This is a genomic window from Lachnoclostridium sp. An181 (genome assembly GCF_002160325.1).
In the GTDB taxonomy this organism is placed as follows: Bacteria; Bacillota; Clostridia; order Lachnospirales; family Lachnospiraceae; genus An181.
In genome coordinates this window covers 80,713-105,471 of record NZ_NFKJ01000010.1, presented here as the reverse complement: position 1 = coordinate 105,471, position 24,759 = coordinate 80,713, and the positions used below count along the sequence as shown (strand labels likewise).

Below are 24,759 nucleotides of genomic sequence, written 5' to 3'. Positions count from 1 at the left end.
CCATGACCTGTATTCACAGGATAATGATACGTCCCAGAGGTGGTTTTGCTCATAGGAATGAGATTGGTTGAGATACCAGCGGAGCTTTTCCAGAGCCGTCTGTCTGCTTATACAATGAAATACGCATATTGGATAAGCCATTTTGCGTATGCTGAAAATAGATAACCTTAGAAAGGAGAATAGTAAAAATTGGCAAAAAAAGAAGCAGTCCAATATACAGTTGAACGAGAATTTCTCTCTAAAATTACTGTAGAAGAATTACTTGTCCGTATCGTCAGAAAGCACTTGAAAAGCCCGTATTTATGGGAAAAATCGGTATGAAAGCAATAGGAAAATGCCGTGTTTTATGGTATAATATTACTATAGGTACGGCAGTTGAATAGGTGTAATAGATGAAACTTCAAAAGGTTTTAAACTTATTTAACGTAGCTATTTATATCAGATTATCAAGAGAGGATGGCGATAAGGAAGAAAGCGACAGTGTAGGAAATCAGCGAAAACTTTTAACAGAATATGTGAGCAGACATGACGACTTTATCTTATATGATATTTACATTGATGACGGCTATACAGGTACAAATTTTAATCGTCCGGCTTTCCAGAAAATGATTGCGGATATTGAAGATAAAAAAGTAAATTGTGTAGTCGTGAAAGACTTGTCTCGTTTTGGAAGAGATTATATCGACACAGGAAGATATCTGGAGAGAATATTTCCAGAATTGGGCGTCCGCTTTATATCAGTATCAGACAATATCGACAGTATCAAACAGGCATATGATATGTTGCTTCCTATTAAGAATATCTTCAATGAGCAGTATGCCAGAGATATTTCAAATAAAATTCAAGCAACTGTAAAATCAAAACAGAAAGCGGGAGAATTTATTGGAGCATTTACAAGCTATGGATATAAAAAATCTCCTGTGAATAAAAATAAGCTGGTAATTGATGAATACGCTTCGGAAGTTGTAAAACGCATATTTGCTATGTATGCACAGGGAATTGGAAAGCAAAGCATTGCAAAACAACTAAATGCAGAAGGTATTCTTTGCCCGTCGGAATATAAAAAACTGAATGGGGAGAATTACAAAAACTGTAATCGTCTGAAAACCACTTCTTATTGGACATATTCTACTATCAACACCATGTTACATAATGAAATGTATATAGGGAATATGATACAGGGAAAGAAACATCAACGTATGCGTGGCAAACAACACAAGGTCGATAAAGAGAACTGGGTACGGGTGGAAAATACTCATGAGCCGATTATAGATCGGGACACATGGGATAAGGTTCGAAAGCTCTTATCAAAAAAGCACCGAGATATAGATTTGGAAACAAACAAAAATATCTTTGCTGGCTTTATCAAATGTGGCGACTGTGGACGCTCCATGATGAAGAATTTCTGGCGACGTGCCGACGGAAGCAAGTCATATTCATTTTACTGTGGTACTTACAAAAGAAGCGGTAAAGACTACTGCACACCACACACTCTCCCGTTTCAAGTATTAAATGATATTGTTTTGGGTGATTTGAAAGCAATTATCCGCAATGTGGAGAATTTGCAGGAGCTTATAAAAAAGCAGTCTTGTACTGAATTGAAGATAAAGAACTCGACAAACACAGAACTGATAAAAGTAAAGGCAGAGCTTGAAAGAGTGAAAAAGCTGAAAAAATCAATCTACGAAGATTATAAAGACGAGTTGATTTCTAAAGAAGAATATCTTTCTTATCGAGAGGACTATCAACAAAAGGAAGCGCTTTATTCTAAACAAATTGAAACGCTGGAAGCGAAGAAAAAGGAAACTGTTACAGAAGATGTTTTTGAGACGCCATGGTTAAAACGATTGTTGGAACTGAAAGACATTGAAGAGCTTGACAGAGACATTGTGGTTGAGATGATAGACGAGATAACAGTATATGAAAACCGCAAAATAAAAATTCGTTATAACTTTGGAGATGAACTGGAACATTTATTTTCAAACGTGTACAGCGTTGACATGGAGAAAAAGGCTATCTAATTTCAGCACAATTCTTATTCCCTTTATTTTCTTAGGGAAAAATACAACACTTGCGCTAATAACAACCAGCACATGGAGGAAGAGATCCGGGGGCTGTATACAATGGACGGCAGGAAAAGGATGATGCACTTGCGCTTGTCCTGGCTGTTGGGCAGATACTTGAGGATCGCGGGCTGGATGTGGAATACACAAGGACAACAGATGTTTATGAGTCACCGTACGAAAAAGCAATGGAGGCTAACGAGTCTGGGGCGGACTTTTTTGTGTCCATTCACCGCAACTCAAATCCAACGCCAAATTCAGCATCAGGTGTGGAAACGCTTGTCTACAATAAAGATGGAATCAAATATGAAATGGCACAGGCTATCAATCAAAATATGGAGACACTGGGATTTCGGAATCTTGGAGTGAAGGAGCGCCCGAATTTGGTGGTGCTGAAACGGACGAAGATGCCTGCACTGCTTGTGGAGGCAGGTTTTATCAATTCTGATACGGACAATGAACTATTGGACGATAATTTTAATGCTGTTGCACAGGCCATTGCAGATGGAATTTTGCAGCCCCTCGGTATTTCGGCTGATGGCGTGGGAGGAAGGGCAGACTATGCTGTGCAGACAGGCGCTTTCAGAAATCGTAACTATGCAATGAATCTTTTGAATGAACTTTTAGAGGAGGAATACCCGGCCTACCTGGAGGAAGGAAACGGTCTTTACAGGGTTTTGGTCGGAAGTTATGAAACATTGGATGAGGCCGCTGCCATGGAAAGGCGCCTGAAACAGGACGGATTTCAGACAGTGATCGTGAATGTAGCGCAGTGAAACGTAATGTAACGTAAAAAAGGCGCATGCAAAGCAGCGGCAGAGCCTTTCTCCTTGCGCCGGGGCAAAAGGAAACGTATAATAGAACAAAAACAAAAGACAACGGAGGGAAATGGATGAAGGAACATTTGGACTTTAAACAAAAACTCTCGGAAGTACTGGAGTGTGCCAGAATAAACGGCGGCAGGATCACTACAGAAGAGGCCGAGAAAATATTTGAAAATGAAAACTTATCGGATGAGCAGATGGCGCTGGTGTTTGACTATCTCAATGCTCAGAAGATCATTGTCAAAGGATATGAGAAGAAAGGCGGAGTGATCCGGGAAACAGAAGAGATTTCCATGCAGCCGGAAGAGGAGGCGTTCCTTGCAAGATATATGCAGGAAGTTTTTCGGCTGCAGCCGGAGCAGGAGGGAGAAAAGGAAAAGTTGTTTTTGCTCTTAAAAGACGGAGATGAAAGTGCAAAAGAAAGACTTTTACAGTTGTACATGGGCAAGGTTGCAGACATTGCAAAAGAGCTGTATCAGCCGCAAATTTTCTTTGGGGATCTAGTGCAGGAGGGAAATATGAATCTTCTTTTGGCCCTTGAAAATGTGAATGACATTGATAAAGTCGACGAAACCATCTGTCAGGAGATACGCCAGGGAATTTTAGCGTTCATTGAAGAACAGACCGAGACTGGAAAGAAAGAGCGGAAAATGGTTCAGAAGGTAAAAGAGCTGGATGAGGCGATCACAAAACTTACAGATGAGCTTGGGAGAAAAGTCATGATAGATGAATTGATGGAAGAGATGCATCTGACGGAAAGGGAGATCAAAGATATTATGCATCTGACCGGGGAGGAGCCGGAAGAAGAACAATAAACGATAGAAAATTCACCAAAATCTCACAGAGTGGCAGGTGTCTGCAGTTATGGCGTGCTTGCGGACAAGGACACCGGAAAAACAGAAGAGCAGGCAGCGCAGGAACAGTGGGTAGAAGAAATTGAAGACCGGCAATAGAGACAAAAAAGAGGATGCAATTTAGGCATCCTCTTTTGTTTCGTCTGTTAATGGGGTTTTGAATCCTTCCGGAAGAAACACATGCACGCGCTCAACGCGGTTTTTGTCCAGTTTGTCAACTTTCAGGCGAATATGAGTTTCTGTTTCAATCTCGTCTCCTTCTTCCGGAAGACGATCAAGCTGCTCGATGATAAAACCGCCCAGGGAGTCATAATCTTCTGATTCAAGTCCCAGGCCAAGCTCATCATCCAGATCGTCCAGGTTCATGGAGCCTTCTACAGAATACTCCAAAGGTCCGATCTTTTTGATATATTCTTCTTCCTCTTCATCGTACTCATCGTGGATTTCACCAACCAGCTCCTCGAGGATATCTTCAAGGGTGATCAGTCCTGCAGTCTCTCCGTATTCGTCCAGAACGATCGCAATGTTGAAGGATGCATCCCGCATCTCCACAAGAAGTTCAGATATATTTTTATATTCATAAGTGAAATAAGGTTCGCGTAAAATATCACGAACATGAAAATCTTCCTTTTTATCAAAAAGAAGAAGGTCTTTCATGTTGATCGTTCCGATGACGTTGTCTGTTGTGCCTTCAAATACGGGAAGCCTTGTGAATTTGTCCTCCCGAAAGATATCGAGGAGTTCCCCGTAGCTGCTCTCCACATCCGCAAATGTGACGTGCACGCGTGGGACCATGACATCTTTTGCCTTTGCATCACCTAAATCGAAAACATTGTAGATCAGTTCTTTTTCTCCGGATTCAATGACACCATCTTCATGGCTGACGTCAAGAATGGTCCGAAGTTCTGTCTCAGTCATGGACGTGTTCCTCGCATTTGGATTAACGCGAAGGAGGAATAAAAGTCCTCTGGACATTCCATTGATAATGAATATAAACGGAGTCATGATCAGCATGATAAAATGAATGACCGGCGCGTAAGCAAGCGCGATTTTTTCCGCGTGGACAGTGGCCATGGTCTTTGGTGTGATCTCTCCGAAAAGAAGGATCAGCAATGTGATGATAAAGGTACCTGCACTCACCCAGACTCCGCCAAAACGATAGGCAACAGTGGCTGTGATGGAAGCTGCTGCAGTGTTGACAAGGTTGTTTCCGATCAGGATGGCACTGAGCATTTTTCCGGAATTGGCGGTGATGCTAAGCACAAGGTTTGCACGCTTATTTCCTTCCTCGGCAAGTGTACGCATACGAATCTGGCTGACAGATACAAGCGCGGTCTCTGAAGAGGAAAAAAAGGCGGAAAGCCCAAGCAAAATCACCAGAATAATAATTTGTCCGACGACACTCGAGTCCAATGATATATTCACTCCTTTTTAATAAAGATATACAGATTTACTATATCCTATTTTATACGATTTTGCAATTATTTTATCATGTCGTCCATCTGCGGTTGAATTTCACGGAACGTTGTTGTATTCTAAAGAACAGAAAAACAAAACAGGAGAGAAGGTATATGGTATTGGATTTTGAGCAGAGGCTGGCAGGCCTGATGGACGGGGAGAGAATCAAAAAGGATGAGCCCATGAAAAAGCATGTGACGTTCCGCGTGGGGGGAAACGCAGATTATTTTGTGACTGTGAAAAACGCCGATGAAATAGCAGCTGTCATCAATCTTTGTAAAGAAGAGAAGGTTCCGTATTTTATTATGGGAAACGGCAGTAATCTTCTCGTCGGGGACAAAGGCATCCGGGGCGTTGTCATCCAGATTGCAAAGGATATGAATGAGATTGAGGTGGATGGTGAGACTATCACGGCCATGGCAGGCGCCCTGTTGTCAAAGATTGCAGGCGCAGCATTAAATGCAGGGCTTACAGGTCTGGAATTTGCATCCGGCATCCCGGGTACACTGGGAGGCGCTGTGGTGATGAACGCAGGGGCTTACGGCGGAGAGATGAAGGATGTGCTTGACATGGTGCGTGTGCTGACACCTGAAGGAGAAATTCTGGAGCTTGGAAAGGATGCATTAAAGCTTGGATACCGGACAAGTGTGGTGGCAGAAAAAAATTATATTGTCCTGGATGCAAGAATTGTATTAAAAAAAGACGATAAGGAAAAGATCCGGGAATATATGGAAGATTTAAAGGGAAGGCGTACTTCCAAACAGCCTTTGGAATATCCAAGTGCAGGCAGCACGTTCAAAAGGCCGGAAGGGTATTTTGCAGGGAAACTTATTGACGATGCAGGACTTCGCGGGTTTGCACTTGGCGGAGCTCAGGTATCCGAAAAGCACTGCGGGTTTGTGATCAACAAGGATAATGCAACAGCCCTGGAGATCATCAAACTGATCGAAGAGGTTCAAAAAAGAGTGAAGGAAAACTCCGGTGTAGCGCTGGAGACAGAAGTAAAGAAAGTGGGAGAATTCTAAGGATGAAATTGGTGATAGTGACAGGGATGTCCGGAGCCGGCAAGAGTACGGCGCTGAAGATGTTGGAGGATGCAGGATATTTTTGCATCGACAATCTGCCGGTGCAGCTGATACCAAAACTTGCGGAAATCCTGTGTGTGCCGACAACAGAGATGAATAAAGTTGCCCTGGGAATTGATGTGCGAAGCGGAGCAGGCTTAAAAGAGATGGAGAAAACACTTGAGGGCCTGGAAAAATCTTCTTTGAAATATCAGATCCTGTTTCTGGATGCAAAGGAAGATGTGTTGGTAAAGCGATATAAGGAGACAAGACGCAGCCATCCGCTTGCAAAAGACGGGCGCGTGGACAAGGGCATTCAGGAAGAAAGGAAATTTCTATCTTTTTTGAAAGGAAAAGCGGATTATATCATTGACACGAGCCAGCTTTTGACAAGAGAACTCCGGAAAGAGATCAATCACATTTTTGTGGATGAAAAAAATTATAAAAACTTATACATTACGATCCTGTCCTTTGGGTTTAAATACGGAATTCCTTCGGATGCGGACCTTGTCTTTGACGTCCGTTTCCTGCCAAATCCATATTATATTGAAGAATTAAGACCGCTTAGCGGCAACGACGTTCCTGTACATGAGTATGTCATGAACAATGAAAAATCCAAACAATTTCTGGCGAGACTGACAGATATGGTAAATTTTCTCATTCCAAACTATATTGCCGAAGGTAAGAATCAGCTTGTCATCGCTGTCGGATGCACAGGAGGAAAGCACCGTTCCGTCACACTTGCCGATGAGCTGTATAAAAATCTTCTTGGCGAGGAAGACTTTGGACTGAAGATAGAACACAGGGATATAGAAAAAGATGCGATCACAAAAGCGAAGTAGGCTGCGGAGGGAACTATGTCATTTTCAGGAGAGGTAAAGGAAGAGCTGTCCAGACAATGGAACAGGGCAAGGCACTGTCAGATTGCAGAGCTTTCTGCTATCATCAGCATGTGTGGAAATGTAATTTTTGACAGCAGGAATCAGATGAGGTTAAAGATTCAAACAGAAAATCTCTCTGTTGCAAGAAAATGCTTTACTTTAATACAAAAAGGTTTTAATATAAGAACTGATGTCGCGGTTAGGTATAACTGTGAGAAAGGAAGTATTTCTTATCTGGTTGCTGTCGGAAATCCCCAGGATGCATCCCGCATCATCCAGGCAGTGAAACTGAAGGGGACGGACGGAGAAATCCGTGAGGAACTTTCCATTGTGCGCAATATTGTTATCCAAAATGCCTGTTGTAAGAGAGCGTTTTTAAGAGGGGCGTTTCTTGCAGGGGGCTCCATGAGTGATCCGCATAAAGCATATCATTTGGAGATTGTGTGCGCCAGCGAAAAGAAAGCTGAGCAGATTCAGCAGATCATGAAAAGCTTTGAGATGGATGCGAAAATCGTAAAGCGGAAAAAGGTATATGTTGTGTATTTAAAAGAAGGAACGCAGATTGTGGATGCGTTGAATATTATGGAAGCACATGTTGCACTGATGGAATTTGAAAATGTCCGCATTCTCAAGGAGATGAGAAACACAGTAAACCGTAAGGTGAACTGTGAGACAGCGAATATCAACAAAACTGTGTCGGCAGCTGTAAAACAACTGGAAGATATCAAATACATCCAAAATACAATTGGTTTTGAAAAATTGTCGGATGGATTGAGGGAGACGGCAATTGCCCGCCTTGGACATCCGGATGCAACTTTGAAAGAATTAGGGGCTTTACTGACTCCACCAGTCGGGAAGTCCGGAATAAACCACCGGCTTAGAAAATTGAGTGAGATTGCCGGAAAAGTGCGGGAAAGCAAGGAGGTACTATTATGATTAAGAAAGCAATTATGGTAAAAGGTGAAGAAGGACTTGATGCGAGACCTATAGCCTTGTTGGTACAGGAGGCAAGCAAATATACCAGCCAAGTCCACATTGAGATTGAAAATAAAAAAATCAATGCCAAGAGCATTATGGGAATGATGAGCCTGAAGTTGGCAGGCGGTGAAAATCTTACAGTAGTAACAGAAGGGACAGACGAAGAAGAGGCAGCACAGGGAATCGAAGCTTTTTTTGAAAAAGTAAAAAAATAGTGAAAACACGGGGTGGTGCAAACAATGAACAAGAGTTTTGCAGCGCCCTTTTCCATACAGGGGAGGAAGGAGGCTTATGAAAAAGTTACTTTTTGTGTACAATCCAAACGCAGGAACAGGAGCCCTGAAACAACATTTGATGGATGTAATCGATATTTTTGTGAAAGCAGGGTACGAAGTGACTGTTTATCCGACACAGAAATACCGGGATGGTTATCACAAAGTTAAAAATTTCGGAGATGAGTATGAGCTGCTCGTGTGCAGTGGAGGAGACGGGACTTTGGACGAGGCTGTCAGCGGAATGATGAGAAGAGATAAGAAGATTCCGATCGGCTATATTCCGGCAGGTACAACAAATGATTTTGCAAACAGTCTGCATATTCCAAAGGATATACGAAAAGCAGCGGATGTGGCTGTGAACGGAAAGGCGTTCCGGTGTGATGTAGGAAAATTCAATCACAATACATTTGTGTATATTGCGGCTTTCGGGCTTTTTACGGATGTCTCCTATCAGACAAACCAGCAGATGAAAAATGTCTTAGGTCATCTTGCGTATGTGCTGGAAGGGACCAAAAGGCTTTTTAATGTAAAGTCTTACCATATTAAGGTGAACTATGATGGGCATGAGCTGGAGGACAATTTTGTGTTTGGCATGGTGACAAATTCAAAATCTGTCGGGGGATTCCGCAATATGATAGGAAAAAATGTGGTCTTTGATGACGGTGTGTTCGAGGTGACACTCATCAAGATGCCGAAAAATCCGCTGGAACTGCAGGAGATCATTGCAGCCCTTCTTGTAGAACAGGTTAATACAAAGCATATGTATACATTTAAGGCCGCAAAAATCCATTTTGAATCTCTGGAGGAAATTCCCTGGACACTGGACGGAGAATTTGGCGGAGACCATGACACGGTTACCATTGAAAACGAGAAACAAAAGCTGGAGATCATGGTGGATCCGGAGGCAATGGAAGGTCTGAGTGCATATGCTGTGGAGAAACTGCAGGAAGAAAAATAAAAAATTAAAAAAAGTACTTGCATATTCGACAAAACTGTATTATAATATGCAAGTACGAGTGAGACGGCCCCATGGTCAAGCGGTCAAGACGCGACCCTCTCACGGTCGAATCAGGGGTTCGATTCCCCTTGGGGTCATTATATAACGCCGGCAATCTGAAAAAGATTGTCGGCGTTTTTTATATAAAAATAAGAGGAGATTTAACTTACTTTTGATATCCATTGAATCTGTCTTTAAAAATTCTCTGCTATACTTTTTGGGAATTAAAAGTTTAGGAGGGAAGAGATGGTTTCAATACAAAAACACAAAGCAGAGATCCTACTGGGTATCCTGGCCATTCTTTTTGTGGCAGGGGTGCTGGTTTGGAATGGGAGGATTCAAAAAAACTATAAACACTACAACAACACAGATATCACTTATGTGAAAGGAATTGTAAAAGAAGTGTCCAACGATGAGCTGGAGAAGGATAAGACAAATGACAACCGGTATCTTGGGGCTCAAAAGGTAAAGGCAGAGGTGCTGGAAGGGAAATATAAGGGCGAGATTGTCGAGATTGAAAATTATCTCACTGCGTCCAGCAATGTGTTTGTGGAGCCTGGGACAAGGGTGATTTTATCCCAGGATGATCCCAAGGGAAGTGAGCCGTATTTTTTAATATACAACTATTATCGTTCGCCGTTTATTTACGGTTTTGTGATCCTTTTCTTTCTTATGATGATCTTGATAGGAGGGTTCAAAGGCATCAGAGCTATATTGGGACTTGCATTTACACTGTTCACCATTGTCCTGTGGATGATTCCCATCATATATATGGGATATTCCCCGGTGTTGGCTGCAATTGCGACTGTAGTGATCACCACTGCGGTAACTTTATTGTTCCTCAATGGATTTAGCAGGAAAACATTGTCTGCCATTATTGGAACCGCGCTCGGCGTGCTGCTTGTAGGGGTGATTTTTGCAGGTATCTCCTATTTCCTGCATATTTCCGGGTATAATACGGATGAGACGGACTTTATGGTACTGATAGCGGGAAATACGAAACTTAAGATAGCGGAGGTACTCTTTGCGGGAGTGCTCATCTCATCGCTCGGCGCGGTCATGGACGTTGGCATGTCTATCGCATCTGCTATCTACGAGGTGCTCGAAGTGAACAGGGAACTTACGGCAAAACAGCTTTTTATGTCCGGCCTGAATGTGGGGAAAGACATGATCGGAACGATGAGCAATACGTTGATACTTGCTTTTACAGGAAGCGGGCTTTCCACACTTCTTGTGCTGACGGCATATGGGATTAAGTACCATCAGTTTATGAGTTCGGATTTTCTTGCCATTGAAGTGGGACAGGGCCTTTCCGGGACAATGGCGGTCATTCTGACTGTGCCGATCACATCTGTGGTATCATCTTTCCTATATAAAAGAAAAATAGGATAATGATAAAAAAGAAAGTAAAGTGGCCGGATTGGACATGTTTTACTTTCTTTTTTGATTTTTGGACTTATTTTACAGAAAAAGAAAAAAGAGGGAAAAGAATTAACTTACGTTTTACGGCGGGCAAATAAAACGATGACAATCATCCGGTACAATCCAGAGTGTAAGAAAAAACAAGTATACAAAAAAGGAGAGAAAATGGCGATGAAAAAGATGACAGTAAAGAAATTATGTGCCATTGTGCTGACTATGGCAACATTGACATCACTAAGCGGCCCATCCTTTGTACAGGCAGCGGACAATGTCCGGACTGTAAATGAGACAGGGGCAGGTGAATCACCCGAAAAGTCGCAGGAGACAATGGATGAACCTATGGCAGCCAACGGTATAATCGCTGAGGACGGAGAGACGGAAGACATTGTAAGCAGCCAGGCAGATGTAAGTTTTGGTGTTGTCTCAGACACCCATGTGACAGCCGCAAAAGCAACTGAGCAGGCAAGACTGAAAAAAGCGTTTCAGTTTTACAGCAACTCAGGTGTGGACAGTATGGTTGTGGACGGTGACCTGACAGACACAGGAGCGCAGTCCGAGTATGATACATGGAAAGAAATCAAGGACGAAAACCTGACCATTCCATTGATCGCAACCATGGGAAACCACGAGGGAAACAGTGCAGACAGATTTATCGCGACAACAGGAAATAAACCAAATGACCACAAGGTGTTAAATGGATACCATTTCATCACAGTGAGCCCGGGCAGCGGGACATTGGATGAGGAGACAGGAAAGGCAAGTTCTCACGGCGGCGGAAATTACAGTTATGTCACATCCTGGTTAAAGGAACAGATGGACGCCGCGTACGCGGATGACCCGAATAAACCAATCTTTGTATTCTTCCACCACCCTATCAAGAATACATTCTATGTGTCAAATGAATGGTATGGAAGCGGCCTGGATGATTTCTTTAAAGATTATCCGACAGCAGTGACCTTTTCAGGACATATCCACAGTCCGAACAATATGCCAACAAGTATCTGGCAGGACGGGGGATACACGGCAGTCAACACCGTAACCTTATCTTACATGGAGATGGAAACGGGAATGATTTATGGTAGTATCCCGCCTAATGCAAGCCAGATTGCGCAGGGACTTGTTGTGGAGGCAGACGGCAGCAGGGTGACGATCAAAAACTACGACTTCCTCGCAGACCAGTGGATTCCACAGACATGGACATTTGATGTAAAAGATACGCTTCCTTATACAGATGACAGGCAGGAGAACGCTAAGGCTCCATACTTTGACGAGGATGCAAAACTGACTGTCAGCAATGTTACGGACGACAGCGCTGATCTGACATTCACACAGGCAAAAGTAGCTGAGAACAATGTGGGAGATATCGTGCATTCCTACAGATATGATTTTATCAACACGAAGACCGGAAATGTTGACAAGACATTTAAGACATGGTCCAATTACTATTTACTTCCGATGCCGGAAACAATGGAGCAGACAGCGCCTGATCTGGAGCCGGGAACGTCTTATGAAGTGCAGATCCACGCGATCAATGCATATCAGCAGGTGAGTGAAAATTATCTTTCCGCCAATTTTACGACAACCGGACAGTCTGACAGTGAGCCGGGATTTGACGATATGATCTTGGGCGTCCCAAAAGCGGACATGCTGGATGTGGATTTCTCCGGCGGACAGGCTTTAGATCATTCAGAAAAAGCACATGCTCTGGAGGGCAGTGATGGCTCCAACATTGGTATGAGCGAAGAACTTGGAAAAGAGACAGCAGTATTTACCGGCAAGGCATCAGAGGCATTCCGGGCACCTTGGTCTGAACAGGACTATGACAAGATCAACGACGGATTCACTTTGGAATCTGTGTTTAAAGTAGATGAATTTTCCGGAAGTTACGTGGATTTATTCGGCAACATGGAGTCTGCGGGAATTGGCTTTGAGATTTCAAAGAGCAGCGAGAGTGGAAAAGCGAATCTGGAAGGATGGGTACATTTAAATGGTTCCTACAAAATTCCGACAGCATCCGCAGGGCTTGAGTATGGAAAATGGTATCATGCAGCATTGACATACGATGGCAAAAAAGTGACTTTGTACCTGAATGGCAAAAAAGCTGCCAGTATAAATGCGACAGGAGAAGTAAAAACTCCGCCTAATGCATCCAGATACTATGTTATCGGCGGAGACAGCGGTTCCAACGGAGGCGTACAATCTCCGATGGTGGGAGAAATTTCCACAGCGCGCATTTATGGCGAGCCATTGAGTGCAAAACAGGTAAACATGCTGGCAAACAGAGATCTGACAACCCTCGATAAACAGCAGCCGCTCATCCAGGTGGCAGCAGAGCCGGCGGCAAATGGAACAGAAGGAAGGGAGTATGTGATCCCGGCTGCAAAGGCAGCGGACAACAGCACGATCGTGACATTGAAAGCAGTGGTCACAGACCAGACATTAAATGAAGTGCTGGTGATCGGAGGAGAGAAAAACGAGACAGAAGAGACTACATTTGTGCCGGAGGCGGGAACATATAAGCTGACCTACACAGCAGTGGATAAAGCGGGGAATGTAAGAGATATGACTTATACCATCTCTGTGGATGGAAAAGAGGCGGATCAAGTGTCCACAGCAGTGCTGGAGTACGCGCTGGAACTTGCAGATAATGCAGACACACAGGGAGTGCTGCCTTCTGTAGTGGCAAAATTTGAGGCGGCCCGTGACAAAGCACAGGCGCTCCTTGAAAAAGCTCAGTCAGGGGATCCATCGATCACCCAGGAAGATATCGATGAAACCTGGAAGGAACTGATTACATGGATGCAGTATTTCTCGTTTAAACAGGGAGAAAAGACAGACCTCGCAAAAGTCATTGCACTTGCACAAGGGTTGAATCTTGACAACTATCTGGAACAGGGACAGGAAGAGTTTTTGACAGCGCTTGAGGCTGCAAAAAAAGTACAGTCTGATGAAAATGCTATGCAGGAAGAAGTGGATGCAGCCTGGAAGGAGCTTTTAAATACAATGGCGGATTTGAGGCTGAAACCAGATAAAAGTGCCCTGGAACAGTTGATCGGAAAAGCAAAGGATATGAGTATGGAAGGCTGTGAAGAAGAGATCGCAGACAGGTTTGGTGTGGTCCTTGCTAAAGCAGTTGCTGTGTATGACAATGAACAGGCAACAAAAGAAGAGGTGGACGGCGCAGTGAAAAACCTTGAGGCATCCATCAAAGAGGTGGAGGAATCAGGAGAGCTGACGGTCAAGGCAGAAAAAGAAGGGACAACAATATTGAGTGCAAATGTATCAGGAAACACAGAAAGTAGTGGAGAGGTAAATAATCAGAAAACTTCTGCGGTTAAGAGTGTAAAGACAGGGGACACCACTGCGGCAACGGCTGCCCTGGCAGTAATGCTGATGGCGGCTTTGGCAGCAGGATGGTCTTTCGCCAGAAAAAAGAGAGTATAACAGAAACAGGATATGAAAAAACAAAGAGGAGCCGTATCTGATACGGCATCCTCTTTGTTTGTTTCTTGACATTTTTTGTTACGTCTGTTACCTTATTGGAGATAAGGGTTAGAAATAGCTAACTACGGAGGAGAAAATGGATCAACTAAAATTGAGAGTACTCATCTGTTTTTTTGATTTGGAGGCCAAGGACTGCAGTGTGACAAATCTGGCACAGCTTTTGGGGGAAGAAAAATATACTATAAGCCGTACCATGGGCGCGCTGGAAAAATCCGGGTATCTGGACAGAACAAATCGAAGAAGACCGTTTTTGACAAAAGCAGGTGAGCAGGCGGCAAAACGATATAAAGACAGGCTTGACATTGCTCTTGAGTATCTGCTGCATGAGGGAATTGGGCAGGCAGATGCAAAAAAAGATGCAATTTTTATGGCTCTTTGTTGTACGGATGAAACCTTTCAAAGGCTCAGGGAAAAGGAAGGCTGTGGAAGGGTAAAGATGATGTTTCGTGACGGGACAACATTTGGCGGCGAAAAGCTGTGCAGGTACTGGGAGAATGGAGTATACCATCTGCCGTTTATGATGTACACAAATATAGAAAACGGACATATTTCCAGATGGAATCAGGAATTTGCACATCCGGGGCTTTTGGAGATCAAAAACAGGATTGGAATTGTCCAGATTCGGGTATCTTTTGAAAAAAGGTATACCAAGTTTTGGTACTGGGATGGAGAAAATTACAGAAATTTTGAGAGGAATGGTTCCGTCCTGCTGTTTCCTGCCAAGTTTCTTCGGTTTATCAGTATTGGAACTGAAAAGGGCAGAATGCTCCACGGTGAAGTGCAGGTAAAAGTGCAGGAACACGGTGCGGAAGAAGTTCTGAGCCTGACAGTGTTTATTTTTTGATAAATGTTGCACGGCTGCAACAATGAAAAGAGAGGGCGAAAAGTAAGTTGAAACTAACTTTCTGAGAAAATGTAGCAGCCCTGCAACAAAGTTGAGGTTTGACAGGGAACAAAAGTATGTTATACTACACATCGCTTAAAGGCAGCGGAAGGTTGCTTTTTTTAAACTACATAAGTTAGTGACAACAAACTACTCATATGTAAAGGAGGACAAATATGAGAAAGAGATTCATCAATAGCAGGCCCCTTAAAAGAATCTGTGCGGTTGCCATGGCGGCAGCGCTGACTGTGGGGATGTTCCAGGGGACAGGCGTAAAGGCTGCAGAAAAGGAAAGTAAAGGCGCAGCATTTAAGATGGAGGCTGCAATCACAAATCTGGAAGCAGACATGGGCAGTGCACCTCCGATGATCGCGGAGCAGGTGAAGGGACCATTTAAAAAGGCGCTCGGCGACACCGCAATCGTGGAGGTTAAGGCGGACGGCAGTAAGTCAGCTATTGTAACAACAAAAGAGATGAGCATTATGGGAATTGCCGTAAACATTTCCAATATCAAAGAAGGTACCGTACTTTCCGAAAAGACAAATGCATCAGGAACCCAGGTACCGGATCAAGTCTCTATTCCGCTGACAGACAACAGCGGAACATATGCTTTGCATGTCAATGTAGACTTTATGGGCTCTGTGAATATTACAGCCACATTAAGCCTTGATCTGTCAGCAGTTTTGGAAAAGGAAACATTGGAAAACAAACGTGTCGAGGCAAAGGCTGAACTTGAAAAGTTAAACAGCTTGAAAGAAGAAAACTATACTCCGGAAAGCTGGAAAAAAGCATGGAACATGATCAATGCGATGAAACAGCTTGCAGATTCAAAGGATGCAACTCTCAAAGATCTGGAAACGGTCATCACAGGGTGCAAGGTGGGGATTCCACAGATACTAGTTCCTGTTGGGAATGTGGATTTTACAGAACTTTTAAATGCTCTCAACAGTGTGCCGAATGATCTAAGCCAATATACGGATGAATCTGCAAAAAAAGTAAGCGATGCAAAAGAAACAGCACAGAAACTGTACGATGCAGGCGCAGATACCGTAAATCAGGAAGAAGTCAATGCAGCCGCAGAGGCTCTGAAAATGGCGATTGCAGATCTGCAGTACAAAGATGCCGACTACAGCAAAGTGGATGAGGCGCTCTCAAAGATCCCTGCAGATCTTAGCAAGTATACAGACGAGACAGTGAAAGCTGTAAACGATGCAAAGGCAGCGGTCAAGAGAGGCTTAAAGATCAATGAGCAGGCAAAGGTGGACAAAATGGCATCCGCGATCCGAAATGCAGTGAATGGTCTGAAAGAAAAAGAAACAGTGGATGATACAAAAAAACCACAGACAGACACAGGAAAGGTTGACAAAAACAATCTTTCTGACGGAATCTATGAAGTTCCGGTGTGGCTGTGGCATGCCACAAACAATGCGCCGTCAATGGCAGCAGACTCTGTAAACAGTACAGCCCGCATTGTTGTAAAAGGCGGGAAGGCGACCATGTATATCTACACAAAACAGATGACAATGGGAAATATCACCGCAAGTCTTCAGGAGATGAAAGTGGAAGGTAACAATGGAAACTACACAAGTGCAAAAGTGGAGAGTAAAGATGCAAATGGAAATCCGACTTGTTTCTCCTTTGCACTTCCTCACAAAAATGAGTACATCAAAGTGAAAGTAAATCCGCATGTGGCGATCATGGGAAACCAGGATATTGATGCGAGGATCCGTGTGGACTACACAGGCCTCAAGCTTGTATCCAAAGATGCGGAAGATACAAATGTAAATGTAAAAGAACCTGCAAAAGGCAGCGTTTACGGTGCGTCCAATGCTCCAAAGACAGCAGACGGTATGGATATGAGTATCCCGCTTGTGACCTTGCTTGCAGCAGGAGCAGTGCTTGTTGCGCTGGTGAAAAAAAGACAGGTTGGTTTGAGGTAAAGAGATGAAGAACAATATTGCAAAGAAATGGATAAAAAAATGGATTTGCAGTGCAGTTGCAGCGGCGGCCCTGATGGCGGCTGCTGTACCTGTTTATGCACTGGACGATGGAGCTTATACGGTGGGAAGGACAACCTCCTATGCCAATCCTGAGACTGGAAAGACTGTAGATGGGGGCACCAACATTGCGCTCGGCGACAGCATGTGTGCAGGCATTGTGGAGGAGACGGCCCTTGTAGAACAGTCTTGGGGCAAAACCTATGTGACATTGGGATTTGGGCTGATGTCGAATATTTCTAATGTTGCAGTACAGGTGCAGGATACGGATGGTACTTATAAAGATGTGGAGATCACAAAGACGGGCAGCTGTGAAAGAGATGGGGACAGGTGCGATCACTATCGGTTTGAAGTGGTTTCTCCTGATCTGTATATCAGTCCAAAACTGTTTGTGGATCCAATGGGAAGGGAAGTGCAGTTTTTTGTCAAACTGGACATGGCATCCGCATCAGCAGGGACCGGAAATTTTGTCAGTGAGATGGTGAAACCGGCTGGAGAAACAGAGACGACCGATACAAATCAGGCAGCGAAAATAAATGAGACAGAAGAACAAAAGCAAGAGCAGCCGGAAACAGAAACGCAGGAACAGGAAGACAAAGACACTGCCCAAAAACAGGAAGAGAAAAAAGAAAAGAACAAAAACACAGTCTGGCCAGCATTTGGAGCGGCAGTGGCAGTTGTTGCAGCTGCAGGCATTGTCCTGTTTGTAAAAAAGAGGAAATAGAAACATGAAGATACAATGGAAATGTGCAGTTTTGCTGGTCGCCGCGGTCGGGATGCTTTGCGGCTGTGTGGACCAGTCCAAGGGGAGCCAGGATGCAAAATCCAAGACAAGGATCGTGGCGACTTCGGTTGCAACATGTGAAATCCTGGATAAGCTTGGTGTGGACGATGTGGTGGGCATTCCAAAGACAGAGAGCTATACCATTCCGGAAAGGTATGAGGGAATTGACAATGTGGGATCTCCGATGGCTCCGGATATGGAGATCGTGAAATCTCTAAAGCCGACCATTATCCTGACTCCAAACTCCCTGGAGGGAGAACTGAAACCAAAATACGATAATATTGGCGTGGAGAGCTACTTTCTGGATCTGAAGAGTACGGAAGGTATGTATAAATCCATTTTGGAACTGGGAGACATGTTTGGGAAGAAAGAAGAGGCAAAAAAGCTGAACAAAACATTTGAGGAGTACAAAGCAAAGTTTCAGGAAAAATATTCCCAGACCAAGAAACCGAAAGTGCTCCTTCTCATGGGACTTCCCGGCTCCTATGTCGTGGCCACGGACAGCAGCTACAGCGGAAGTCTTGTCAAACTTGCCGGTGGCGTCAATGTGTACGGCGATGGGGATGGACAGGATTTTCTGAATGTGAATCCTGAAGACATGGTAAAAAAAGACCCGGACATCATTCTTAGGACTTCCCATGCCATGCCAAAACAGGTAAAGGCTATGTTTGCGGAGGAGTTCAATACAAATGACATCTGGAAACATTTCCGTGCGGTCCAGGAGGGAAAAGTCTATGACCTGGACAATGCAAAGTTTGGGATGAGCGCCAACTTTGCGTATCCGGAAGCACTGGAAGAATTAGAGACTATTTTATATCAGTAAGAAAAAGAGGTGTTGTATGAAGATTGTATACGTAGTATTAGGGTGCATTTCCCTTGGAATCGGGGCGATTGGGGCGGTGCTGCCGCTTTTGCCGGCATTTCCGTTTCTTTTGCTTGCAGCATGGTGTTTTGCCAAGAGTTCAAAGAGACTGCACGACTGGTTTGTGGGAACAAAGCTGTACAAAAAGAATTTGGAAAGCTATGTGAAAGGAAGGGGGATGACCATGCGCACGAAAATCAGGATCATTGTGGTCGTGACACTCACCATGAGCGTGGGATTTCTTATGATGAGCAGTGTGCCGGTGGGAAGGATCGTTTTGGCCTGTGTGTGGGTGTTTCACCTTTACTATTTCCTTGGCAGAGTGAGGACTCTTGAAGAGGAAACAGAGTAAACATTGGTCAAAATGCTGTGTTTTTTCTCTTATTCTTAAAAAAATCAAATTAATGTACTAAAGTTTTAATGTGTTTATAAAAAAAATGTGCTTTGTTTTGATTTTTGAAAGGTTATGAGTTATAATAGGAAACATGAAAACAGATTTTTAGATTTCAGGAATCGGAGGAGAAACATATGTTAGTATCAGCAAAAGAAATGCTTGAAAAAGCAAAAGCAGGACACTACGCAGTAGGTCAGTTCAACATCAACAACTTAGAGTGGACAAAATCCATTTTACTTACAGCTCAGGAGCTCAACTCACCGGTTATCCTTGGCGTTTCCGAGGGAGCAGGAAAGTATATGGCTGGATACAAAACAGTTGTAGGCATGGTAAACGGAATGCTGGAAGAATTGAATATCACTGTTCCGGTTGCTCTTCACCTTGACCACGGCAGCTATGAAGGATGCTTGAAATGTATTGAGGCAGGATTTTCTTCTATTATGTTCGACGGTTCACACTACCCGATCGAAGAAAATGTTGCAAAGACAAAAGAACTTGTAGCTATCTGTAAAGAAAAGGGAATGTCCCTTGAGGCAGAGGTTGGCTCCATTGGAGGAGAAGAAGACGGAGTTATCGGAAAAGGCGAGTGTGCAGACCCGAACGAGTGCAAGATGATCGCAGATTTGGGAGTTACGATGCTTGCAGCCGGAATCGGAAATATCCACGGAAAATATCCTGAAAACTGGGAAGGTTTAAGCTTTGAGACACTGGATGCAATCCAGAAACTTACAGGAGTGATGCCTTTGGTACTTCACGGAGGTACAGGTATTCCGGCTGACATGATCAAAAAGGCGATTGATCTGGGAGTATCTAAGATCAACGTTAATACAGAATGCCAGTTAGCGTTTGCAGAAGCTACACGTAAATACATTGAAGAGGGAAAAGATCTTCAGGGCAAAGGATTTGACCCACGTAAACTGTTGGCTCCGGGTGCTGAAGCTATCAAAGCAACTGTAAAAGAAAAAATGGAATTATTCGGTTCTGTTAATAAAGCATAATTTCATGAGATGCAAAGGGGCATTCCAAAGGCTTGGAGTGCCCCTTTTATTAGGTGGAGAAAGGATACAAAAAGTATGAGTGATATGACAAATGTAGCAAAAATTTTTGGGGAAAATGTGTTCAATGACACAGTGATGCAGGAGCGTCTGCCAAAAAAAGTCTACAAAGATTTGAAGAAGACCATTGAAGAAGGAAAAGCACTGGATCCGGTGACGGCAGATGTGGTGGCTCACGAGATGAAAGAATGGGCGATCGAGAAAGGGGCAACCCACTATACGCACTGGTTCCAGCCGCTCACAGGTGTTACAGCGGAGAAACACGATTCTTTTATCTCAGCTCCGATGGCGAATGGAAAAGTACTTATGAGTTTTTCGGGAAAAGAGTTGATCAAAGGGGAGCCGGATGCGTCCTCCTTTCCGTCCGGAGGGCTGAGGGCGACATTTGAGGCGAGAGGATATACTGCCTGGGATTGCACCTCCCCTGCCTTTGTAAAAAAAGACCAGAATGGATGTATCCTGTACATTCCTACCGCATTTTGTTCCTATACAGGAGAAGCGCTTGACCAGAAGACACCGCTTCTGCGCTCCATGGAAGCAATCAACACACAGGCGCTGCGCTTTATCCGCTTGTTTGGAAATACGACATCTAAAAGGGTGATTCCGTCTGTTGGGATTGAGCAGGAATATTTCCTTGTTGACAGAGAAAAATATTTGCAAAGAGAAGACCTCGTGTTTGCGGGAAGGACACTTTTTGGAGCAATGCCGCCAAAAGGCCAGGAGCTTGACGACCATTATTTTGGCAGCATCCGCGACAGGATTGCAAATTTTATGAAGGTGATCAATGAAGAGCTTTGGAAACTTGGTGTGACAGCGAAAACACAGCACAATGAAGTGGCTCCGGCTCAGCACGAGCTGGCACCGATTTATGTGGAGTGCAATGTTGCTGTGGACCACAACCAGCTGATCATGGAAACCTTGAAAAAAGTAGCTTACAGACAAGGACTCCATTGTCTGCTGCACGAGAAACCGTTCGCAGGCGTGAACGGATCCGGAAAACATGACAACTGGTCTCTTACAACGGATGATGGCAAGAATTTGCTTGATCCGGGGAAAACACCTCATGAGAATATCCAGTTCCTCCTCATGCTCATGTGTGTGCTCAGAGCAGTGGACAAGCATGCAGATCTTCTGCGGGAGTCAGCAGCAGATCCGGGAAATGACTGCAGACTTGGAGCTCATGAGGCGCCTCCGGCAATCGTATCTGTCTTCCTTGGTGAGCAGCTGGAAGATGTGATGGAGCAGCTGATCGCAACTGGTGAGGCCACGCACAGCTTAAAGGGCGGAAAACTGGAAACAGGAGTAAAAACCCTTCCGGGGCTTTCAAAAGATGCAACAGACAGAAATCGTACTTCGCCGTTTGCTTTTACGGGAAACAAATTTGAATTCCGTATGGTCGGCTCCAGAGATTCTGTTGCAGGGCCAAATGTCGTGCTCAATACAATCGTTGCAGAAGCATTAAGTGATGCATGCGATATCTTGGAAAAGGCAGAAGATTTCCCGATGGCGGTGCATGATCTGATCAAAAAATATGCGGCAGAACATCAGAGAATCGTGTTCAATGGCAACGGATATTCTGAGGAATGGGTTGAAGAGGCAGCAAGAAGAGGACTGCCGAACCTGCCGACAATGGTGGATGCTATCCCTTCGCTTGTATCTGAGAAATCTGTGGAAATGTTTGAAAAATTCCATGTATTTACAAGAGCAGAGCTGGAGTCCCGTGCGGAGATCAAATATGAGGCATATGCAAAGGCGATTAATATTGAGGCGAGAACCATGATCGACATGGCCAGTAAGCAGATTCTGCCGGTTATTGTAAAATATACAAAAGACCTGGCAGATACTGTGAATGCCGTAAAAGAAGCCGGAGTGGATGTAGATGTGCAGCTTGAACTTTTGAAAGAGACGTCAGAACTTCTTCGCGAGGCAAAGAATGCATTGGAACAGCTCAAAACAGTTACGGCTAAAGCAGGAGCAAAAGAGCAGAGCGAAGTACAGGCAAAAGCATACAGGGATGAAGTTGTGCCGGCAATGGAAGGTCTGCGCGCGCCAATCGACAAACTGGAAATGATCGTGAACAAAAATGTATGGCCGATGCCATCTTATGCAGATTTGATATTTGAAGTATAAAAAATTTGGGGGCGCCGGCTTTGCCGGCGTCTCCTTTTAGAATTTCTTAAGAAAAATTAGAATAACTTAAGGAGTGCAGGGCTTGGAATGAGGCAGTAAATATGATATTCTTTGACTATAAATTTACTGGGAGGAAAAATGATGACGCGCGCTGAATTTTTAAGCAAATTACAAGATGCACTTTCCGCAGAGCTTGATGCCGGTGCAGTAGAGCGAAATGTGAGATATTACGATGAATACATTTCAGATGAAATAAAAAGCGGAAAAAGTGAGCGGGATGTGTTGGACTCGCTGGGAGATCCGTGGGTCATTGCGCGCTCCATCATTGATGCTCCGGGGAATATGTATCAAAACGAAAGTGTATTTGAGACAGTGCAGCATGAAAAACAGGAGAAGAGTCATGCAGACAGGGGAGCCAAGATTTTCTTTTTTGACAAATGGTGGCATAAGGCTTTGCTGATACTTGTTATGATTTTCATTTTGATTGTTGTTGTGTCCGTGATTACAGGTTTGCTTGCGATTGCAGCGCGGGTTGCTCTTCCGGTGATCATGGTGCTGCTGATTGTGAATTTTGTGAGGAAACACAGATAAGGAAGACAGATGTTTTGTGCAAAGTAAAAGACCGATGGGGGAGCCATCGGTCTTTTGAGGGGAGTATAAATAATTAATAAGGGGTTGCAGAAAGAATACTTTCTACACGACTAAGTATAATATAGGGGACTAAAAAAAGCAAGCTTAAAATTCAAAAACTGGCAAAATGTTCAAAATATTACAAAATTTTTTTGTGAAAACAAAGGTTGAAGTGCATAAAAAGATTCCTTGTACACATACTAGCAGTGTACCAATTGATTAGGAGGAAATGAAAATGACAAAAAACAGTAATTCAAAAAACAGCACTTCAAATTCTTATTCATCTTATGCAGACGAGCAGAACAAAAACAAAACATCCAACAAGAGCACAAATGCATCAACAAGCAATAAAGCAAAGAACGCATCCAGAAATAAAGCGTCCAACTGCTATGATGCAAACGAGAACAGCAATTACTAAATAGGATTTATGCTGGAAAGACGGAGGCAGGAGAATCACTCTTCTGCCTCCGTCTGTTGTTGACAAGCGGGAGGGGGACACGTAATATAGATATTAAGTAAATCAAAGGAGAGCCATATGGAAAAAATAGAATTGATCGCGCCGTGTCATTTTGGACTTGAGGCGGTTTTGAAACGGGAGATTTGGGATCTGGGATATGAGGTTTCCTCTGTGGAGGACGGGAAAGTTGCGTTCACAGCAAATTATGATGATATATGCAGGGCCAATGTATTTTTGCGAACAGCGGAAAGAATCCTTTTGAAAGTGGGATGTTTCCGGGCAGAGACATTTGAGGAGCTCTTTGAAAAAACAAAAGAGATTCCGTGGGAGAAATACATACCAGAGGACGGGAAGTTCTGGGTGGCCAAGGCAGCATCTGTCAAAAGCAAGCTGTTCAGCCCTTCAGATATCCAGTCCATCATGAAGAAGGCTATGGTCGAGAGGATGAAACAGAAATACCGCAAAGAATGGTTTGAGGAGACTGGGGCGGCGTACCCGCTGCGGGTATTTATCATGAAAGATATTGTGACGGTTGGTATCGATACTTCCGGGATTTCCCTGCACAAAAGAGGTTACAGACAGATGACAGCCAAAGCGCCGATCACAGAAACGCTGGCAGCGTCCCTGATCATGCTCACGCCTTGGAAAAGGGACAGGATTTTAGTGGATCCTTTCTGCGGTAGCGGTACATTTCCGATAGAAGCAGCACTCATGGCGGCAAACATTGCCCCGGGGATGAGCCGTGAATTTACAGCCGAGCAGTGGACAAACCTGATTCCGAAAGACGCATGGTATGATGCGGTGGATGAAGCGAGAGAGATGGTGGACAAAAATGTGGAAGTGGATATCCAAGGATACGATGTGGATCCAGGAGTCATAAGAGCTGCAAGAGAAAATGCGAAAAGGGCAGGCGTGGATCATCTCATTCATTTTCAGCAAAGGGATGTAAAAGACTTAAATCATTCAAAGAAGTACGGCTTTATCATCACAAATCCGCCATACGGAGAGAGGATAGAAGAAAAAGAAAATCTCCCGGTTCTTTATGGAGCTTTTGGGGAGAGTTTCCGAAGGCTTGATTCATGGTCAGCTTACATGATTACTTCCTATGAAGATGCAGAGCGCTGGTTTGGAAGAAAAGCTGACAAAAACAGAAAAATATACAATGGAATGTTGAAGACCTATTTCTATCAATTTTTAGGTCCAAAACCTCCGAAGAGAAAAATGGATGCGGAAAGGCAGGGATAGAA

The 24,759-nt window shown here is 43.9% G+C and carries 20 protein-coding genes, 1 tRNA gene and 1 pseudogene; 21 read left to right on the top strand and 1 reads right to left on the bottom strand.

Translation table 11 applies throughout. From position 1 onward, the window contains the following. Window positions 1-392 precede the first annotated feature (392 nt). The 3 genes and pseudogenes from B5F18_RS08015 (at window position 393) to B5F18_RS08005 (ending at window position 3,702) form a co-directional block, all read left to right on the top strand. Window positions 393-2,021 (top strand): recombinase family protein, encoded by a 1,629-nt coding sequence (locus tag B5F18_RS08015; RefSeq protein WP_087157152.1) that lies wholly within the window; start codon window positions 393-395, stop codon window positions 2,019-2,021. Window positions 2,022-2,092: 71 nt separating this feature from the next. Further along, window positions 2,093-2,839 (top strand): annotated as a pseudogene (locus B5F18_RS12990) (N-acetylmuramoyl-L-alanine amidase); the annotation flags it as partial. 116 nt (window positions 2,840-2,955) lie between these two features. Then, on the top strand, window positions 2,956-3,702 hold the full coding sequence (locus B5F18_RS08005) for a hypothetical protein (protein WP_143468391.1): 747 nt from the start codon (window positions 2,956-2,958) through the stop codon (window positions 3,700-3,702). 159 nt (window positions 3,703-3,861) lie between these two features. Here B5F18_RS08005 and B5F18_RS08000 read toward each other — a convergent pair whose 3' ends face one another. After that, window positions 3,862-5,154, bottom strand: a complete 1,293-nt coding sequence (locus B5F18_RS08000; protein ID WP_087157150.1) for an HlyC/CorC family transporter — start codon at window positions 5,152-5,154, stop codon at window positions 3,862-3,864. A 158-nt stretch (window positions 5,155-5,312) separates the two neighbouring features. Between B5F18_RS08000 and murB the strand changes: the two genes are divergently transcribed. The 18 genes from murB (at window position 5,313) to B5F18_RS07910 (ending at window position 24,757) form a co-directional block, all read left to right on the top strand. Continuing rightward, window positions 5,313-6,224 carry a UDP-N-acetylmuramate dehydrogenase gene (murB, locus tag B5F18_RS07995; RefSeq protein ID WP_087157149.1) on the top strand — a complete coding sequence of 304 codons (912 nt, stop codon included), beginning with the start codon at window positions 5,313-5,315 and terminating at the stop codon, window positions 6,222-6,224. 2 nt (window positions 6,225-6,226) lie between these two features. Further along, entirely contained in the window at window positions 6,227-7,105 is an 879-nt protein-coding gene (rapZ, locus tag B5F18_RS07990) for an RNase adapter RapZ (RefSeq protein WP_087157148.1), read from the top strand. 15 nt (window positions 7,106-7,120) lie between these two features. Then, window positions 7,121-8,080 (top strand): DNA-binding protein WhiA, encoded by a 960-nt coding sequence (gene whiA / locus B5F18_RS07985; protein WP_087157147.1) that lies wholly within the window; start codon window positions 7,121-7,123, stop codon window positions 8,078-8,080. Further along, window positions 8,077-8,337, top strand: a complete 261-nt coding sequence (locus B5F18_RS07980) for an HPr family phosphocarrier protein (RefSeq protein ID WP_087157146.1) — start codon at window positions 8,077-8,079, stop codon at window positions 8,335-8,337. Before whiA ends, B5F18_RS07980 begins: the two co-directional genes overlap by 4 nt. A 76-nt stretch (window positions 8,338-8,413) precedes the next feature. Next, on the top strand, window positions 8,414-9,355 hold the full coding sequence (locus B5F18_RS07975) for a diacylglycerol/lipid kinase family protein (protein ID WP_087157145.1): 942 nt from the start codon (window positions 8,414-8,416) through the stop codon (window positions 9,353-9,355). Window positions 9,356-9,420: 65 nt separating this feature from the next. Beyond that, window positions 9,421-9,492 (top strand) — tRNA-Glu (locus B5F18_RS07970). Window positions 9,493-9,640: 148 nt separating this feature from the next. Beyond that, the gene (locus B5F18_RS07965) at window positions 9,641-10,786 is read left to right on the top strand and encodes a YibE/F family protein (protein ID WP_087157144.1); all 1,146 of its coding nucleotides are present in this window, start codon (window positions 9,641-9,643) and stop codon (window positions 10,784-10,786) included. 201 nt (window positions 10,787-10,987) lie between these two features. Beyond that, window positions 10,988-14,260: a LamG-like jellyroll fold domain-containing protein gene (locus B5F18_RS07960; protein ID WP_162607565.1), complete on the top strand. Its 3,273-nt coding sequence runs from the start codon at window positions 10,988-10,990 to the stop codon at window positions 14,258-14,260. Between the two features lie 136 nt (window positions 14,261-14,396). Further along, window positions 14,397-15,164, top strand: coding sequence for a hypothetical protein (locus tag B5F18_RS07955; protein WP_087157142.1), 768 nt, complete (start codon window positions 14,397-14,399; stop codon window positions 15,162-15,164). Window positions 15,165-15,379: 215 nt separating this feature from the next. Continuing rightward, a complete protein-coding gene (locus tag B5F18_RS07950; RefSeq protein ID WP_242955825.1) occupies window positions 15,380-17,143 on the top strand; it encodes an NEAT domain-containing protein in 1,764 nt (587 codons plus the stop codon). 4 nt (window positions 17,144-17,147) lie between these two features. Continuing rightward, on the top strand, window positions 17,148-17,924 hold the full coding sequence (locus tag B5F18_RS07945) for a heme-binding Shp domain-containing protein (protein ID WP_204217097.1): 777 nt from the start codon (window positions 17,148-17,150) through the stop codon (window positions 17,922-17,924). Between the two features lie 4 nt (window positions 17,925-17,928). After that, window positions 17,929-18,807, top strand: a complete 879-nt coding sequence (gene isdE, locus B5F18_RS07940) for a heme ABC transporter substrate-binding protein IsdE (RefSeq protein WP_087157141.1) — start codon at window positions 17,929-17,931, stop codon at window positions 18,805-18,807. Window positions 18,808-18,823: 16 nt separating this feature from the next. Beyond that, on the top strand, window positions 18,824-19,198 hold the full coding sequence (locus B5F18_RS07935) for a YbaN family protein (RefSeq protein WP_087157140.1): 375 nt from the start codon (window positions 18,824-18,826) through the stop codon (window positions 19,196-19,198). A gap of 176 nt (window positions 19,199-19,374) precedes the next feature. Beyond that, window positions 19,375-20,238 carry a class II fructose-1,6-bisphosphate aldolase gene (gene fba, locus B5F18_RS07930; RefSeq protein ID WP_087157139.1) on the top strand — a complete coding sequence of 288 codons (864 nt, stop codon included), beginning with the start codon at window positions 19,375-19,377 and terminating at the stop codon, window positions 20,236-20,238. A 75-nt stretch (window positions 20,239-20,313) separates the two neighbouring features. Beyond that, window positions 20,314-22,425 (top strand): glutamine synthetase III family protein, encoded by a 2,112-nt coding sequence (locus B5F18_RS07925; protein WP_087157138.1) that lies wholly within the window; start codon window positions 20,314-20,316, stop codon window positions 22,423-22,425. Window positions 22,426-22,563: 138 nt separating this feature from the next. Then, window positions 22,564-23,016 carry a DUF1700 domain-containing protein gene (locus B5F18_RS07920; protein WP_087157137.1) on the top strand — a complete coding sequence of 151 codons (453 nt, stop codon included), beginning with the start codon at window positions 22,564-22,566 and terminating at the stop codon, window positions 23,014-23,016. Between the two features lie 274 nt (window positions 23,017-23,290). Further along, window positions 23,291-23,473 carry a hypothetical protein gene (locus tag B5F18_RS07915; RefSeq protein ID WP_087157136.1) on the top strand — a complete coding sequence of 61 codons (183 nt, stop codon included), beginning with the start codon at window positions 23,291-23,293 and terminating at the stop codon, window positions 23,471-23,473. Between the two features lie 117 nt (window positions 23,474-23,590). Beyond that, window positions 23,591-24,757 carry a THUMP domain-containing class I SAM-dependent RNA methyltransferase gene (locus B5F18_RS07910; RefSeq protein ID WP_087157135.1) on the top strand — a complete coding sequence of 389 codons (1,167 nt, stop codon included), beginning with the start codon at window positions 23,591-23,593 and terminating at the stop codon, window positions 24,755-24,757. The last annotated feature ends 2 nt before the right edge of the window (window positions 24,758-24,759 follow it).

What these genes read in the sequence shown, in the direction of transcription:
- B5F18_RS08015 (WP_087157152.1), top strand. Translation starts at nt 393, where the DNA reads ATGAAACTTCAAAAGGTTTTAAACTTATTTAACGTAGCTATTTATATC.
- B5F18_RS08005 (WP_143468391.1), top strand. Translation starts at nt 2,956, where the DNA reads ATGAAGGAACATTTGGACTTTAAACAAAAACTCTCGGAAGTACTGGAG.
- murB (WP_087157149.1), top strand. Translation starts at nt 5,313, where the DNA reads ATGGTATTGGATTTTGAGCAGAGGCTGGCAGGCCTGATGGACGGGGAG.
- rapZ (WP_087157148.1), top strand. Translation starts at nt 6,227, where the DNA reads ATGAAATTGGTGATAGTGACAGGGATGTCCGGAGCCGGCAAGAGTACG.
- whiA (WP_087157147.1), top strand. Translation starts at nt 7,121, where the DNA reads ATGTCATTTTCAGGAGAGGTAAAGGAAGAGCTGTCCAGACAATGGAAC.
- B5F18_RS07980 (WP_087157146.1), top strand. Translation starts at nt 8,077, where the DNA reads ATGATTAAGAAAGCAATTATGGTAAAAGGTGAAGAAGGACTTGATGCG.
- B5F18_RS07975 (WP_087157145.1), top strand. Translation starts at nt 8,414, where the DNA reads ATGAAAAAGTTACTTTTTGTGTACAATCCAAACGCAGGAACAGGAGCC.
- B5F18_RS07965 (WP_087157144.1), top strand. Translation starts at nt 9,641, where the DNA reads ATGGTTTCAATACAAAAACACAAAGCAGAGATCCTACTGGGTATCCTG.
- B5F18_RS07960 (WP_162607565.1), top strand. Translation starts at nt 10,988, where the DNA reads ATGAAAAAGATGACAGTAAAGAAATTATGTGCCATTGTGCTGACTATG.
- B5F18_RS07955 (WP_087157142.1), top strand. Translation starts at nt 14,397, where the DNA reads ATGGATCAACTAAAATTGAGAGTACTCATCTGTTTTTTTGATTTGGAG.
- B5F18_RS07950 (WP_242955825.1), top strand. Translation starts at nt 15,380, where the DNA reads ATGAGAAAGAGATTCATCAATAGCAGGCCCCTTAAAAGAATCTGTGCG.
- B5F18_RS07945 (WP_204217097.1), top strand. Translation starts at nt 17,148, where the DNA reads ATGAAGAACAATATTGCAAAGAAATGGATAAAAAAATGGATTTGCAGT.
- isdE (WP_087157141.1), top strand. Translation starts at nt 17,929, where the DNA reads ATGAAGATACAATGGAAATGTGCAGTTTTGCTGGTCGCCGCGGTCGGG.
- B5F18_RS07935 (WP_087157140.1), top strand. Translation starts at nt 18,824, where the DNA reads ATGAAGATTGTATACGTAGTATTAGGGTGCATTTCCCTTGGAATCGGG.
- fba (WP_087157139.1), top strand. Translation starts at nt 19,375, where the DNA reads ATGTTAGTATCAGCAAAAGAAATGCTTGAAAAAGCAAAAGCAGGACAC.
- B5F18_RS07925 (WP_087157138.1), top strand. Translation starts at nt 20,314, where the DNA reads ATGAGTGATATGACAAATGTAGCAAAAATTTTTGGGGAAAATGTGTTC.
- B5F18_RS07920 (WP_087157137.1), top strand. Translation starts at nt 22,564, where the DNA reads ATGATGACGCGCGCTGAATTTTTAAGCAAATTACAAGATGCACTTTCC.
- B5F18_RS07915 (WP_087157136.1), top strand. Translation starts at nt 23,291, where the DNA reads ATGACAAAAAACAGTAATTCAAAAAACAGCACTTCAAATTCTTATTCA.
- B5F18_RS07910 (WP_087157135.1), top strand. Translation starts at nt 23,591, where the DNA reads ATGGAAAAAATAGAATTGATCGCGCCGTGTCATTTTGGACTTGAGGCG.